Genomic DNA, 13,658 nt, shown 5'->3' with positions numbered 1-13,658 from the left:
TGTGGAGCATCGCTTGCCGCCGCCGCCCCCAACCCCCTCACATTTCATTCAAATTAACCGCACCTCAACCACGATGCGCTTCCCTAAGCCCATGCGTGGACGCCCTCCGCTAAACTCCGCGCCAAATCAGCATGGGTTGACCACGACTTGCCTAACTCTCGCGACCTCCGCGCGGCCGCCCGGCTGCTTGTGCTTGCAGCGCTCGTAGCGCCGATCATCGCTGCCTGTGGGGCAGGGAGCGGCGTTCCACACGTCAAGCGCGCCGCCTTCACCTCCAAGGAATTCGGCGTCGCGGTCAGCCCCCGGGTCAGCACCGCGAAGAACCCGCCTAAGGGCGGCGGACGCCTTCTCGTCGGCAAGGCCTACACCGTTCGCGGTGAAACCTATACGCCACTAGCTGACCCGACCGGCTATGTCGCCGCCGGCAGCGCCTCCTGGTACGGCAACGACTTTCACGGCCGCATGACCGCCAACGGCGAGATCTTCTCCGCCAACGGCATTTCCTGCGCCAGCCCGGTGCTGCCGCTCCCCAGCTACGTTCGCGTCACCAACATCGAGAACGGCCGCTCGGTCGTCTGCCGCGTCAACGATCGCGGCCCGTACCTCCACGGCCGGGTGATGGACCTCAGCTACCGCACCGCCGATATCCTCGGCTATGCCGGCAAGGGCGTCGGCCAGATCCAGGTGCAATACATCGGCCCGGCGCCGCTGAACGGCGATGACACCCGCATGCTGCTAGCCAGCGTCGATCGCCTCACCAACATGGAAATGCAGGGCAACACCCGCCTCGCCATGGCCGATCCCGCGAAGCCCGTCGGCATCTCGGGCGGCCGCCTCAGCTTCGGCGATTTCGGCGGCGCCCAGCCTGCGGCCGATCGCCCCGACGTGCTCGGCGATTTCATGGAGAATCTCTTCGGCTATGCCGAAAGTGGCGAAGCTACCGCCGACATCAACAGCGCCCACGCCGCCGTCAACGCCATGGCCACCCGCGCCGATGCGCTCGAGCCCTGGGTCGCCACCGTCGACGAGGACAAGCGCGCCATCAAGCTCGAACTCGGCGTCTTCACCGACCCGGCCGCAGCCGAAGAGATCGCGCTCCGCTTCGCCTTCCTCGGCGCCGTCGACCAGGACGCCGTCCGCGTTCCAGGCGCCGATGCCACCCGCCTGACGCTGACGCATCTCAAGCCGGGTGTCGCCCGCAATGACGTCATGATGCTCGCACAGGAACTTGGCCTAAAGGACCTCGTGCTCTATTAGTCGGACGTCGGCCGGGCAGTGGCCGGAATCGGGGTTGAATCGTGCGGAACTTCAGCCTGAAAGTCTTGGGCCTCGCCTTCGCCGTCTTCGTGGCGGCCCTCGCGCCTGTACAGGCGCAGGAATTCGACACCAAGGCGCCTTTCGCCGTGCTGATGGACTACGAGTCCGGCACCATCCTCTTCAATAAGGCCGGCGACGAGCAACTCGAGCCGGCCAGCATGGCCAAACTGATGACGCTCGCCGTTGTCTTCGACCAGCTCCAGACCGGCAAGCTCAAGCCCACCGACGAGTTCTTCATCTCCGAGCACGCCTGGCGCGACGGCGGCGCCGCTTCCGGCGGCTCGACCATGTTCGCCGAGCTCAATTCGAAGATCCCAGTGATGGACCTCGTCCGCTCGGTCATCATCCAGTCCGGCAACGACGCAGCCATCGCGCTCGCCGAAGGCATCGCCGGCAGCGAACTCAGCTTCGCCCAGCTGATGAACCGGCTCGGTCAGGAGATCGGCCTCACCGGGTCCAATTTCGTCAACTCCACCGGCCTGCCGGACCCGGCGCAGTACTCGACCGCCCGCGACCTTGCCACCATTGCCCGCTTCATCATCGCGCAGTTCCCCGAGTACTACCCGATCTTCTCCGAGAAGGAGTTCACCTGGAACAAGATCCGCCAGATGAACCGCAATTCGCTGCTCGAGATTGGCATCGGCGTCGATGGCCTGAAGACCGGCCACACCGAAGCCGCCGGCTACGGCGAGGTCGTCTCCACCGCCGCCACTGGTCGTCGCCTGATCGCCGTGCTCCACGGCCTCAAGTCGATGAGCGAGCGCACCGAGGAGGCCCGCAAGCTCGTCACTTGGGGCACCCGCGGCTTCGAACTGGTCCCCGTCTTCGCCGAGGGTGAGGCCGTAGCCCACGCCGACGTATACGGTGGCAGCGCCGCCCAGGTCGCCCTGGTCGGCAAGACCGCTATCGACCTGTTCCTGCCCAAGGGCGCCCAGAACTGTCCCACCGCCACGGTGAGCTTTCGCGCCCCCATCCGTCCGCCTGTGCAGAAGGGCCAGCAACTCGGCCAACTCAATGTCATGTGCAACGGTGCTGTGGTACAGGTCACGCCGCTCTACGCTGGCGAGGACGTCGGCGAGGGCGATATCGTCCGCAAGGCGACCGATGCGTTGAAGGAACTCGCGCTCGGTTGGCTGTAGCGAACCGATTGTCTGGCAGAAGTTCACGGCTTTTCTGCAGACTCTACCGCGAACAGGGATAGCCGAATGCTCGATGTTCCAGCCAAGCCCGCTGCGCGTTTCATCACCTTTGAAGGCGGCGAGGGCGTCGGCAAATCGACCCAGGTCAAGCGCCTGCTCGTCCGCCTGAACCGCATGGACATCGAAGCCGTCCGCACCCGCGAACCCGGTGGAACGCCAAAAGCCGAGGCGGTGCGCGCCTTTATCCTCCAGGGCCGCTCCGAAAGCTGGGGCCCCGGCGCTGAAGCGGTGCTCTTCGCCGCCGCCCGCTACGATCACGTCAGCTCCCTCATCGCCCCCAGCCTCAAGAGCGGCAAATGGGTCATCTCCGACCGCTTCCACGACTCCACCCGCGCCTACCAGGGCCTGACTGGCGGCGTAAATGACAAGCTGATTCAAGGACTTGAGGAACTCGCACTCGACGGTCACCAACCCGACCTGACCTTCGTCCTCGACATGGATCCCAGCACCGCCTTCGCCCGCGTCGAATCCCGCGAACTCGAAAAGGCCCTGGCGCAGACTGGCGACCGCTTCGAGAAGGAAGATCTCGAGTGGCACCGCCGGCTCCGGCAGGCTTTCCTCGCCATCGCCAAGGCCAATCCAGATCGCTGCGTCGTCCTCCCCGCCAGCCAGTCCGAAGACTCGCTCGAAGAAGAGATCTGGGACACCCTGACCCGGCGTTACCCCGAGCTCGCCGAGCGGAAGGCGGGCTGAATTGGACTACCCCGAACGTGAGCCCGACCAGCTCGAGGGCGTCCCGCCTCCCGAGTTCCAGCACGCTGTTCTCGGCCATTCCGCCGCCAGCGCCGCGCTGCTCGATCGCCTCGACGCCGGGCGCCTGCCGGGTGGCATCCTGATCCACGGTCCGCTCGGCATCGGCAAGGCGACGCTCGCCTTCGACATCGCCCGCCGCATCTTCGAGCGCACCGGCGACGAATCTCCCGCGCACATCGCGGCCCAGGTCGCCGCCGGCGCCTACCCGAACCTCTTTGTCATGCGGAAGTCGCCGCGCGACACCGGCAAGGGCTACTACACCGCCATCCGCGTCGAGGAAGTTCGCCGCTTCATCGAAGAAATGCGCATGACCCGCGGCCGGGCAGGGCACCGCATCGCCATCGTCGACCCGATCGATGACTGCAACGCCTCGTCCGCCAATGCGCTCCTCAAGATCCTTGAGGAACCGCCGGCCGATACGACCTTCCTCCTCGTCTCCCACCGTCCCGGCTCGCTGCTCCCAACGATCAAGTCACGCTGCTTCCAGGTCGCCCTGCGTCCGATCGACGATGCCGATGTGCGGCAGGTCCTCGAGCGCAACGAAGCCGATCCGACCCTGATTGACCGCGCCGTATCGCTGGCGGGCGGCAGGCCCCGCCGTGCCTTCGAGGCCATGCTGCTGGGCGATGGCGGTCCGCTATCGCTCCTCCAAGGCTGGCTTGCCAACCCATCCGGCGCCGCCGCCCAACGCCTCGCCATCGCCGACCTCCTCGGCGGTGACCGCGACTCCTCAGAACTCCGCTTCGCCCGCGACATCATCAACGACTGGATCGCCGCCGCCGCCCGCGACGCCGCGGCCTCCGGCGACCGCGTCCGTCTTGCCTCTGCCAACGAGCTATGGGACAAGGCCCGGCTTTCACTCGCCGATGCCGATGAATACAACCTCGACATGCGGCAGACCCTGGTCGCTATCCTCGACGCGATCCGCAAACACCATCAGTTGAGCGTCGCCCCGTCCGCATCATGACCGAGACCTTCTACGTCACCACCGCCATCGCCTATCCGAACGGCGCGCCGCATATCGGCCACGCCTACGAGATGATCGTGACCGATGCCATCGCCCGCTGGGCCCGCCTGCAGGGGAAGGAGACCTTCTTCCTCACCGGCACCGACGAGCACGGCATCAAGATGGTGCAGACGGCAGCGGCAGAAGGCATCACCGCGCGCGAACTCGCCGATCGCAACGCCGCCCGCTTCAAGGAGCTGGCCGGGCGCCTCGACATCTCGAACGACGACTTCATCCGCACCACCGAGCCGCGCCATTACGAGGCGAGCCAGGAAATCTGGCGCAAGATGGCCGCCAGCAACAATGGCGATATCTACCAGTCCACCTACAAGGGCTGGTACTCGGTGCGCGACGAAGCCTATTTCGACGAGGACGAGCTCACCGACGGCGAGAACGGCAAGAAGCTCGCGCCGACGGGCGCCGAGGTGAACTGGGTCGAGGAAGACAGCTACTTCTTCCGCCTCTCCGCCTATCAGGATCGCCTCCTCAAGCTCTACGAGGACAACCCGGATTTCATCGCCCCCGAGGAACGCCGCAACGAGATCATCTCGTTCGTGAAGTCGGGCCTGCGCGACGTCTCGATCTCGCGCACCACCTTCGATTGGGGCATCCCGGTTCCGGGCGCCGCCGGCCACGTCATGTATGTCTGGGTCGACGCCCTCACCAACTACATCACCGGCGTTGGCTACCCCGATGCCAACTCCGAGCAGTTCAAGAAGTTCTGGCCGGCGAATCTGCACGTCATCGGCAAGGACATCATCCGCTTCCACACCGTCTACTGGCCCGCCTTCCTGATGAGCGCCGGCATCCCGGTGCAGAAGCGGGTCTTCGCCCACGGCTTCCTGACCTCCGAAGGCAAGAAGATGTCGAAGTCGGTCGGCAACATCGTCGATCCGCATGAGCAGCTCGATCTCTACGGCACCGATCCGGTCCGCTGGTACTGCCTGCGCGAGATCAGCTTCGGCAGCGATGGCGACTGGGGTCGCGAGAAGTTCATCAACCGCAACAATTCCGACCTCGCCAACAACTTCGGCAACCTGGCGCAGCGCTCGCTGTCGATGATCCAGAAGAATTTCGGCGGCCTGCTCCCCGAGGCACAGCCGACCGACGCCGAACGCACCATCGTCGCTACCGCCGTCGAAACCATCGGCAAGATGGATCTCGCCATGAAGACCCAGCAGATCCACGACGCCGCGGGCGAACTGGTATCTCTGCTCAACGCCGCCAACCTCTATTTCGCCGACCAGGCGCCGTGGGGCCTGAAAGCCGACCTGCGGCGCATGGGCACGATTCTCGCGACAACCGCCGACATCGTCCGCCGCGCCGCCATCGCCGCGCAGGCCTTCGTGCCGGGTTCCGCAGCGAAGTTCCTCGACGCGCTCGCGGTCCCCACCGACCAGCGTTTGCTCAGTCATGCGCTCGGCGCATCGGGTGTATCCGCCGGTACTGCCTTGCCGCCGCCTGAGCCGGTGTTCAAGAAGTTCGAGATCGCCAAGCCGGCAGCGTGAGACCATGCTGATCGATAGTCACTGCCATCTCGATTTTCCCGAGCTCGCCGCCGATCGCGCCGGCGTGCTCGCCCGCGCCAAAGCGGCGGGTATCGACGGTATGGTCACGATCTCCACCCGCGTAAAACGCTTCGACGAGATCAAGGCCATTGCAGAGGCGCACCCGGAAGTCTGGTGCTCGGTCGGCACCCACCCGCACCACGCCGATGAAGAGCTCGACATCTTCGCCGACGATCTCGTCCGGCTGAGTCAGCACCCCCGCTGCGTCGCCATCGGCGAAGCCGGCCTCGATTACTTCTACGACAACGCTCCGAAGGACGCGCAGGAGACCGGCTTCCGCCGCCACATCGCCGCGGCACGCATCACCGGCCTGCCACTGGTCATTCATTCTCGTTCAGCCGACGTTCATATGGGTGACATTCTGAGGGAAGAAATGGGGCAGGGGGCCTTCCCTTTCCTGCTCCACTGCTTCACCGGCGGCGCAGATCTGGCTCGCACAGCTCTCGATCTGGGCGGCTACATCTCATTCTCCGGCATCATCACCTTCAAGAACGCCGAAGAGATCCGCGAGGTCGCCAAATTTGTCCCGGCCGACCGCTATCTCGTTGAAACCGATGCACCTTATCTCGCCCCGATCCCGCATCGCGGCGCCACCAACGAGCCCAGCTTCGTCGCCCACACCGCCGCCAAGGTCGCCGAAGTCAAAGGCATTCCGGTGGAGCAGCTGGGCGAAGAGACCACGACCAACTTTTTCCGTTTGTTTTCAAAGGCCAAGGCGTGATGCCCGAGGCAACGCGCATCATCGCCACAATCATGGGTTGCGGCTCCTCCGGCGGCGTCCCGCGCATCGGCGGCCACTGGGGCGTTTGCGACCCCAATAACCCCAAGAACCGCCGCACTCGCTGCTCGCTGCTGATCGAAGGCTTCACCGAAGGCTCCGACCAGCCCACCCGCATCATCGTCGACACCGGCTGCGACCTGCGCGAACAACTGCTCGCGGCGGAGGTCGATCGGGTCGAGGCGGTGCTCTACACCCACGAACACGCCGACCACACCCATGGCATCGATGACCTCCGGGTTCTGGCGCTGAACAACCGCAGGCGCGTCGACGTCTACTTCAGCCAGGAAGCGGCCAACCGCATCGTCCCGAGCTTTGCCTACTGCTTCACCGCGCCGCCCGGCTCCGGCTATCCGCCCATCCTCAACCAGCATTTGATCGAGGCAGACCGGCCGATCACGATCGACGGCCCCGGAGGGTCGATCACCGTGCTGCCCTTCGCGCAGGAGCATGGCGACATCATCTCGCTCGGCTTCCGCGTCGGCGGCTTCGCCTATTCGTGTGACCTGAGCGGCATCCCCGAGGCGTCCCGCTCCGCGGTGAGCGGCCTCGATACCTGGGTGCTCGATGCCTTGCGCCCGGCGCCGCATCCGAGCCATCTCAGCCTCTCCGAAGCGCTTGAACTGGTTGAGGAAATGACGCCCCGTCATGCTGTCCTCACCAACCTGCACATCGACCTCGACTACGCCCAGACTGATGCGATGACCCCGGACAACGTGCGGCCCGGCTTTGACGGCTTGCAGGTCGATATCACCAACGGCGAGATCATCAGTCCCCGCTGATCGCGGCCGTGGTAATCTGGCCATTCATGGGAGGACCACAGTGATTGAAGTCATCGACACCGGCATCGCGCCGTCCAGCGGACCAATCAACGACTGCGTGCGCGCCGGCAATCACGTCTGGATGGTCGTCCTCTCCGAGGACCCGAAGACAGGTGAAATCGTCGCCGGCGACATCGAGGTGCAAACGCGCCAGACCCTGAAGAACCTGCGCCAGGCCGTAACCGCCGCCGGCGGCGAGCTCACGAACATCGTCCAGGTGCAGATTTTCCTCACTGACAGCGCCGACGCGCCCGGCATGAACCGGGTCTACGCCGAGTTCTTCAACGTGAAGCCCTATCCGATCCGGGCCACGGTCGTGGTCAAGGAGCTGCTGGCCAAGGGCCTCAAGATCGAACTGACGGCAACTGCGGTGGTCGAGCCCTAACTCAAGAAGCTCCGAATCTCGGCCGCCACGGCCTGCGGCGCCTCCCAATGCAGGGAATGCGCGGCATAGGGGATCGAATGGCGGGTGAAGTCGGGCACCTTCGCGTGCAAAGCTTCGACCGCGCCAGGCGGGGCCAAGAGGTCGAGATCGCCGGCGACGGCAAGCACGCGGCACGCGACTTTAGACAGATCGACCGACAGGCCGCGATTGAGCGCGGCAATCTGGCGAGCGAAGTCACCGGGAGACTGGCGGTACTCGTAGTTCGTGCTCGCCGCGGCGGCCGCCGCGATATTCGCCTCATCGGCGAAGAACGGGTCCGAGAACAGCCAGGGGTACAGCAACCGGAACCAGTCCTCCGGTGGCAGCACGAAGTACATCCGCGACAAGTCGTTGAAAACGCTACGTGTCTTCGGACTCATCCCCGCCGACGCAAGCGTCACCAGCCGCGACACCCTGTCCGGACGCAGAGCCGCAAGCGCCAGCCCAAGGAAGCCTCCCAGCGAGTGGCCAACCAGATCGACCGGACCCACGCCAAGGTGGTCGATCAGCGCCGCGCAATCACTCACCATGTCCGCCAACTCGATCGGGCCCTCGACCTTCGTCCGCCCCGAGCCGCGATTGTCGATCAGAATCAATTGCCTGTCCGGCAGCAACGGCAACAGTGGCCCCCAGCTGGCGCCATCGCTGGCCGTCCCCGCAATCAGCAGCAGCGGCCGCCCCGAGCCGGTGATTTCGAAATGCACGCTGGCGGCGCCATTCTGGAACTGCGGCATGTTGGAATCCTGAGAGGATTTGTCGGGCCGCAGCGTGGACACGCCTTGCGGCAGGTATATGTTTGACCGATTGGACAAATCGGCATTGCGAACATGGCACAGGATGCCCTTGGAAATGAAGTAAGCCGGGCGTCGGACGCGACGCTCAAAGGCATCGACGATTTCGTCAGCGGCTTCCTCGGCTACGAGAAGAAGGCCACCAACATCATCGCAGCCGCCGACGGCGAGCCGGACTCGGTGCTGGCCAACGCCTATGCCGGCTTCATCTGGATGCTGCTCGAAACCGACGGCGCCACCCGCATGGCTTCGCGCTACCTCAAGCGCGCCACGGCCGCGGCAGCGGGTGCAAACGATCGCGAGCGGATGCTAGTCGCCCAGCTCGACCGCTGGATCGCCGGCGACGTCCCCGCCGTGCAGGCGATCGGCGACGAGCTCGTCGCAAGATACCCTCGCGATATGGCCTCGGTGAAGCTGCACCAGTATTTCAGCTTCAACCGTGGCGATGCCGCCAACATGCTCCGCATCGCCAAAGTCGCCGAGGCCCAGAATGTCGACAATCCCTACCTCCATGGCATGCTCGCTTTCGGCTACGAGCAGATGCACGACCTCGAGGCTGCCGAGCGCGAGGCCCGCCTTGCGCTGAGGCTCAAGATCAAGGAGCCATGGGCGCAGCACGCCTTGGCTCACGTCATGCTGGGCACCGGACGCGTCGCCGAAGGCGTCGAGTTCCTCGGCGAAGCCCAGAAGACCTGGGTCGACCTCAACTCCTTCATGTACACCCACAACTGGTGGCACAAGGCGCTCTTCCACATCAGCCAGGGCGACAACGCCGCCGTGTTCGACGCCTACGACAACCACGTCTGGGGCATCGAGCCGGACCTGCCGCAGGACCAGGTGGGCGCCGTCTCGCTGCTCGCCCGCATGGAGGTCGCGGGCATGGACGTCGGCAACCGCTGGGAGGAGGTGGCCGATCACATGAAGGGCAGGGCGCGCGACACAACGCTGCCCTTCCTGACGCTGCAATACCTCTATGGCCTCGCCCGCGCCGATCGCATTGAGGCGAACCACCTGATGCAGGCCATCGAGGACCGCGCCGCCACTTCGGCCAACTGGGACCGCGTCGTCTGGCAGGAAGTCGCGCTACCGGCAGCCCGCGGCGTGCTCGCACACGCCCGCGGCGACCACGGAGCCACGGCAAAGTGGCTTTCCGTCGCGAATCCCCGGATGACGGAGATCGGCGGTAGCCACGCCCAACGGGACCTGTTCGGCCAGCTGCTGCTCGATGCGCATCTGAAGCTCGGCAACTGGGCCATTGCACAGCAGATGCTTGAGATGCGACGCATCTGGGACCCCGACGGTGTCCCTCTCAATGCCGCCCTGAAACTGGTGGACCAGCAACTGGGAGCCGCCGCCTAGACAAGGAGCCCGGATGCAAACCGGACCACGCAACCTCATCACCGACGTCGAAGGCCTCCGCGTCGGCAACGCCGAGGACCACCGGATCAAGACCGGCACTACCGTGCTGGTGGCCGACCGTCCGTTCCGCGCCTCCGTCGACGTCATGGGCGGTTCGCCCGGCTCGCGCGAGACCGAGCTGTTGGCGCCCGACAAGCTGGTCGAGGAAATCGACGCCCTCGTTCTATCCGGCGGCTCCGCCTTTGGACTGGAAGCCGCATCCGGCGTCACCGATGCCCTGCGAAAGCTGGGCCGCGGCTTCCGGGTCGAGACCGCAACAGTTCCCATCGTCCCCGGCGCCATCATCTTCGACCTGCTCAACAAGGGCGACAAGGACTGGGACGAAAACCCGTACCGGGCGCTTGGCGTCCAGGCACTCGCCAAAGCTGCCACCGACTTCGCCCTGGGCACCGCCGGCGCCGGCGTAGGAGCGCTGACCGCCAACCTCAAGGGCGGCCTCGGATCGGCTTCCCTGGTCATTCCAGGCGGCTTCACGGTCGGCGCCCTTGTCGTTGCCAACCCGACTGGCAGCGTCACCATGGGCGACAGTCGCCACTTCTGGGCGTCCCCATTCGAAGCCGGTAACGAGTTCGGCGGTCTCGGACCGCTCACGACACCGATGCCGTTCGAGCAGACATCCCGCTCCAAGCGCGACTGGGTGACGCCCATCTCGAACACCACCATCGCTATCGTCGCCACCGACGCCGACTTGACCAAAGCCCAGCTCAAGCGGCTCGCCGTTGCGGCACAGGACGGCATCGCCAGAGGCGCCAGCCCGGCTCACACCCAGGTCGACGGCGACCTCATCTTCTCGGTATCGACCGGCGCCAAGCCGATCACGACGCCCATACTGAACGCCCTGCAGCTGGGCCACGCCGCTGCCGTCTGCCTGAGCCGCGCGATGGCCCGGGCCATCTATCTCGCGACACCGGTCCCGAACGATGTCGTGCCGACCTGGCAGGAGAAATGGGGGCGCTAGACGCCAACGCTGGGTGGCTGCGCCGCCTTCACGCGGTAGCAGAAGTCGCACATGCCATCGCCGTTCATGCAGGTCTTGCTGCGCTCGAGCTTTAGCCCCAGCTCGTCGGCCATGGCGAAATCCGAGTTGCAGATCAGCAGTTCGCCCAGATCGCGTGCGCCGATCTGCTCCATGAACTCGGCATAGTCGCAGTGGTTGACCTGGTTCCGTAGCAGCGTGTCGGTCCGCTCCAGCGTCTCGAACTCGTAGCGGATACCTTCGCCAAAGGCCGCGAACTCAATGGCGAGCGTCGGGATGTCGAGGAGCGAGCCACGCTGCGCAACGATGGCGCGATTGGCCTTGTCCAGGGCTTCGCGGACAAGCTTGTGCGCCGCCTCCTTGCCCATCGCTGCTTCCATGGCGCGTACCAGCGGAATCTGGGCCTGAACCTGTGTGCTGATGCGCTCGAACGGGGTCATTGGCCGGTCCTCCTTGCTCGCGCAATGATGGCAGGATCGACCGGAGAGGGAAACCCTGGTGCGGCTGATGCGTTGCCGCACTAAGCAATGGAGGAAGCTATGAAATCCGACACCAAGGTCACCGCCATGATCCCGGCACACGACGTCGAGCGCGCCGTTCGATGGTACGAGGAAAAGCTCGGCTTCAAGCCGGCCCGCAACGACGATTATGGCGCAACCTATGCGTTCAATGGCCTCTCGGCGTTCCTCTACAAATCCGACTACGCCGGTACGGCGGAACACACACTACTGTCCTTCGACACGTCCAACCTCGCAGCCGACATGACGGCTCTGAGGGGCAGGGGCGTCGTCTTCCTCGACTACGACCTGCCAGACCTCAAGACCGAGAACGGCGTCGCCGTTTTCGGCCCGGTCAAGAACGCGTGGGCCAAAGACTCAGAAGGCAACATCCTCGGCTTCGTCGAAGGGATGTAGCTACCGGCCGCAGCGGAAGACATTGGTTGGCTTGGCGTCATCCACCGCAACTCGGATGCCCTCGCCGCTCGGCCCGAAGATCGGCGTCAGCGTCATGTTCTGCTTGCCGCAGGTGGCCGCGAACGTGCCGTCCTTGTTGTCCTTGAGCGAAAGTTCGCACGCTTTGCCGCCGACATCGTAGCTGGCGGCAGACACGGTCGTAACCTTTGCGGCATCCGTGCACGCCGCCGCGTCGGCAGCCCAAGTGCCGAGCATTGGCCGGGCGCCGATCGGGAAGCTGGCCGGCACGGCCGCCACGGGCTTGGTCGCCACCGGCTTGCTGGGAGCCGCACTCGCTCCACCACCCGCAGGCGCCTTTGGCGAACTGTCACAGGCGGCGAGCAGAGGCAGAACGAGGAGAAGGCTGAGTTTAGCGAGGCGCATCGGCGAATCCCGGTGTCGTTGTATTGTCTGGCCATCGGTGCGCCGCCATTGCGGCGCGATTGTGCATTCCGGAGTTCACGTTTGGCTGCCCCTCAGATCTTTGTCGATGCCGACGCTTGTCCAGTGAAGGATGAGATCGTGCGGATCGCCGAACGCCACGGTCTCGTCGTAACTTTCGTCGCCAATTTCGGCCTCCGGCCTTCGCGCGATCCGATGATCCGAAACGTCATGGTGGCCCAGGGCGCTGATGCGGCGGACGACTGGATCGTCGAGCATGTTTCGACCAGCGATCTCGTCGTCACCTCCGACATCCCGCTGGCGAGCCGGTCACTCGCCAAGGGCGCGATAGTCATGGGTCCGACCGGCAAGCCCTTCACCGAGCAATCGATCGGCATGGCGCTGGCCATGCGGGAGCTTAACCAGCACCTGCGCGAGACTGGCGAGAGCAGGGGCTTCAACGCCGGCTACACCGCGAAGGACCGCTCGAACTTCCTGCAGCAGTTCGATTCCGCGGTACAACGTGCCAAAGCTAAGCCGTAATGATGGCACGGACGTCGGCTTCGACGAGATCTAGGATCTTGTTGATTGCCGCCAGTGCCGCCCCGACGTCAGCCGCCCCGATCGCATCGGCGAGTTCGCGATGCGGCGGGAACGAGTCGAGGCCGAAGTCGTCGCGGCCAAAGGGCGACTCGTTCGAGCGCTCGAGCGCATCGTCGAGCCGGTGTAGGATCTGCCCGAACATCGGATTGCCCGACGCCTCGTAGATGGCGCCGTGGAAGGCGTGGTCGGCATCGTGCCAGTTCCGGCGCGCGTCAACCTTTGCAATCAGGATATCGCACAGCCGCGAGATTTCGGCCCGCTGTGATGCGGTAGCGTTGACCGTCGCCTTGCGCACCACGTCGTTCTCGAGAGCCCGCCGCACCTCGATCAGGCGAAGCAGCGCCTCACCCTCCAGCCGGATCATCGTGGGAACGAGGCCCTTCGAGGTCTGCACGCGGGCGGCGAGATAGGTGCCGTCGCCGCGCCGCCGCTTGATGAGCCCCAGGCCCTCCCAGCGGTTCAGCGCCTCGCGGATGGTCGAGCGACCGACGCCGAGTGTGCTTGCCAGCGAAATTTCAGGCGGCAGGCGGTCACCGACCGTCAGCCCGGCGCGCTCGATCATGTCGGCAAGCGCATCCAGCACCGCCACGCCACGCGTCCGGGTCTCAAGCGGTTCGAGATAATCCAGTGCTCCGTCGCGTGCCACGCCGGCTCCTCGGGCCCCAGGAC

General features: G+C 65.2%; 16 protein-coding genes. 12 read left to right on the top strand and 4 right to left on the bottom strand.

All coding sequences use genetic code 11. From position 1 onward, the window contains the following. Positions 1 to 147 precede the first annotated feature (147 nt). The 8 genes from ACOYW5_RS03375 (at position 148) to ACOYW5_RS03340 (ending at position 7,827) form a co-directional block, all read left to right on the top strand. A complete protein-coding gene (locus ACOYW5_RS03375) occupies positions 148 to 1,257 on the top strand; it encodes a septal ring lytic transglycosylase RlpA family protein (RefSeq protein WP_423067849.1) in 1,110 nt (369 codons plus the stop codon). A 41-nt stretch (positions 1,258 to 1,298) separates the two neighbouring features. After that, positions 1,299 to 2,456, top strand: coding sequence for a D-alanyl-D-alanine carboxypeptidase family protein (locus ACOYW5_RS03370; RefSeq protein ID WP_423067848.1), 1,158 nt, complete (start codon positions 1,299 to 1,301; stop codon positions 2,454 to 2,456). A gap of 66 nt (positions 2,457 to 2,522) precedes the next feature. Beyond that, complete coding sequence (tmk, locus tag ACOYW5_RS03365) at positions 2,523 to 3,209, top strand: dTMP kinase (protein WP_423067847.1); 687 nt, start codon at positions 2,523 to 2,525, stop codon at positions 3,207 to 3,209. 1 nt (position 3,210) lies between these two features. Further along, on the top strand, positions 3,211 to 4,236 hold the full coding sequence (locus tag ACOYW5_RS03360; RefSeq protein WP_423067846.1) for an AAA family ATPase: 1,026 nt from the start codon (positions 3,211 to 3,213) through the stop codon (positions 4,234 to 4,236). Further along, the gene (metG, locus tag ACOYW5_RS03355; protein ID WP_423069397.1) at positions 4,230 to 5,783 is read left to right on the top strand and encodes a methionine--tRNA ligase; all 1,554 of its coding nucleotides are present in this window, start codon (positions 4,230 to 4,232) and stop codon (positions 5,781 to 5,783) included. The genes ACOYW5_RS03360 and metG overlap by 7 nt, the downstream gene beginning before the upstream one ends. A gap of 4 nt (positions 5,784 to 5,787) precedes the next feature. Then, entirely contained in the window at positions 5,788 to 6,564 is a 777-nt protein-coding gene (locus tag ACOYW5_RS03350; protein WP_423069396.1) for a TatD family hydrolase, read from the top strand. Next, a complete protein-coding gene (locus ACOYW5_RS03345) occupies positions 6,564 to 7,403 on the top strand; it encodes an MBL fold metallo-hydrolase (RefSeq protein ID WP_423067845.1) in 840 nt (279 codons plus the stop codon). Before ACOYW5_RS03350 ends, ACOYW5_RS03345 begins: the two co-directional genes overlap by 1 nt. A 40-nt stretch (positions 7,404 to 7,443) precedes the next feature. Continuing rightward, the gene (locus ACOYW5_RS03340; protein WP_423067844.1) at positions 7,444 to 7,827 is read left to right on the top strand and encodes a RidA family protein; all 384 of its coding nucleotides are present in this window, start codon (positions 7,444 to 7,446) and stop codon (positions 7,825 to 7,827) included. On the opposite strand, the gene ACOYW5_RS03335 is transcribed toward ACOYW5_RS03340, so the two are convergent. Continuing rightward, on the bottom strand, positions 7,824 to 8,642 hold the full coding sequence (locus tag ACOYW5_RS03335; protein WP_423067843.1) for an alpha/beta fold hydrolase: 819 nt from the start codon (positions 8,640 to 8,642) through the stop codon (positions 7,824 to 7,826). The two genes, ACOYW5_RS03340 and ACOYW5_RS03335, sit on opposite strands and share 4 nt — an antisense overlap. A gap of 51 nt (positions 8,643 to 8,693) precedes the next feature. Here ACOYW5_RS03335 and ACOYW5_RS03330 point away from each other — a divergent pair, with 51 nt between their 5' ends. Both ACOYW5_RS03330 and ACOYW5_RS03325 read left to right on the top strand, forming a co-directional pair. Then, the gene (locus tag ACOYW5_RS03330; protein WP_423067841.1) at positions 8,694 to 10,016 is read left to right on the top strand and encodes a tetratricopeptide repeat protein; all 1,323 of its coding nucleotides are present in this window, start codon (positions 8,694 to 8,696) and stop codon (positions 10,014 to 10,016) included. Positions 10,017 to 10,029: 13 nt separating this feature from the next. Next, complete coding sequence (locus ACOYW5_RS03325; protein WP_423067840.1) at positions 10,030 to 11,034, top strand: P1 family peptidase; 1,005 nt, start codon at positions 10,030 to 10,032, stop codon at positions 11,032 to 11,034. Here the strand turns inward: ACOYW5_RS03325 and ACOYW5_RS03320 are convergent. Continuing rightward, positions 11,031 to 11,492 (bottom strand): L-2-amino-thiazoline-4-carboxylic acid hydrolase, encoded by a 462-nt coding sequence (locus ACOYW5_RS03320; RefSeq protein WP_423067839.1) that lies wholly within the window; start codon positions 11,490 to 11,492, stop codon positions 11,031 to 11,033. The two genes, ACOYW5_RS03325 and ACOYW5_RS03320, sit on opposite strands and share 4 nt — an antisense overlap. A gap of 99 nt (positions 11,493 to 11,591) precedes the next feature. Between ACOYW5_RS03320 and ACOYW5_RS03315 the strand changes: the two genes are divergently transcribed. Further along, positions 11,592 to 11,966, top strand: a complete 375-nt coding sequence (locus ACOYW5_RS03315) for a VOC family protein (protein WP_423067838.1) — start codon at positions 11,592 to 11,594, stop codon at positions 11,964 to 11,966. On the opposite strand, the gene ACOYW5_RS03310 is transcribed toward ACOYW5_RS03315, so the two are convergent. Further along, a complete protein-coding gene (locus ACOYW5_RS03310; protein ID WP_423067837.1) occupies positions 11,967 to 12,389 on the bottom strand; it encodes a hypothetical protein in 423 nt (140 codons plus the stop codon). An 81-nt stretch (positions 12,390 to 12,470) separates the two neighbouring features. On the opposite strand from ACOYW5_RS03310, the gene ACOYW5_RS03305 reads away from it, so the two are divergent. Next, complete coding sequence (locus tag ACOYW5_RS03305) at positions 12,471 to 12,929, top strand: YaiI/YqxD family protein (protein ID WP_423067836.1); 459 nt, start codon at positions 12,471 to 12,473, stop codon at positions 12,927 to 12,929. Here ACOYW5_RS03305 and ACOYW5_RS03300 read toward each other — a convergent pair. After that, positions 12,919 to 13,635, bottom strand: coding sequence for a FadR/GntR family transcriptional regulator (locus ACOYW5_RS03300; protein ID WP_423067835.1), 717 nt, complete (start codon positions 13,633 to 13,635; stop codon positions 12,919 to 12,921). The genes ACOYW5_RS03305 and ACOYW5_RS03300 overlap by 11 nt on opposite strands. Positions 13,636 to 13,658 lie beyond the last annotated feature (23 nt).

This window comes from Devosia sp. CN2-171 (assembly GCF_049354815.1).
Classification (GTDB): Bacteria; Pseudomonadota; Alphaproteobacteria; order Rhizobiales; family Devosiaceae; genus Devosia_A.
Note: the sequence above shows the minus strand (reverse complement) of the source record. Positions and strands in the feature narration are given on the sequence as shown.

What these genes read in the sequence shown, in the direction of transcription:
- tmk (WP_423067847.1), top strand. Translation starts at nt 2,523, where the DNA reads ATGCTCGATGTTCCAGCCAAGCCCGCTGCGCGTTTCATCACCTTTGAA.
- ACOYW5_RS03350 (WP_423069396.1), top strand. Translation starts at nt 5,788, where the DNA reads ATGCTGATCGATAGTCACTGCCATCTCGATTTTCCCGAGCTCGCCGCC.
- ACOYW5_RS03345 (WP_423067845.1), top strand. Translation starts at nt 6,564, where the DNA reads ATGCCCGAGGCAACGCGCATCATCGCCACAATCATGGGTTGCGGCTCC.
- ACOYW5_RS03330 (WP_423067841.1), top strand. Translation starts at nt 8,694, where the DNA reads ATGGCACAGGATGCCCTTGGAAATGAAGTAAGCCGGGCGTCGGACGCG.
- ACOYW5_RS03325 (WP_423067840.1), top strand. Translation starts at nt 10,030, where the DNA reads ATGCAAACCGGACCACGCAACCTCATCACCGACGTCGAAGGCCTCCGC.
- ACOYW5_RS03320 (WP_423067839.1), bottom strand. Translation starts at nt 11,492, where the DNA reads ATGACCCCGTTCGAGCGCATCAGCACACAGGTTCAGGCCCAGATTCCG.
- ACOYW5_RS03315 (WP_423067838.1), top strand. Translation starts at nt 11,592, where the DNA reads ATGAAATCCGACACCAAGGTCACCGCCATGATCCCGGCACACGACGTC.
- ACOYW5_RS03310 (WP_423067837.1), bottom strand. Translation starts at nt 12,389, where the DNA reads ATGCGCCTCGCTAAACTCAGCCTTCTCCTCGTTCTGCCTCTGCTCGCC.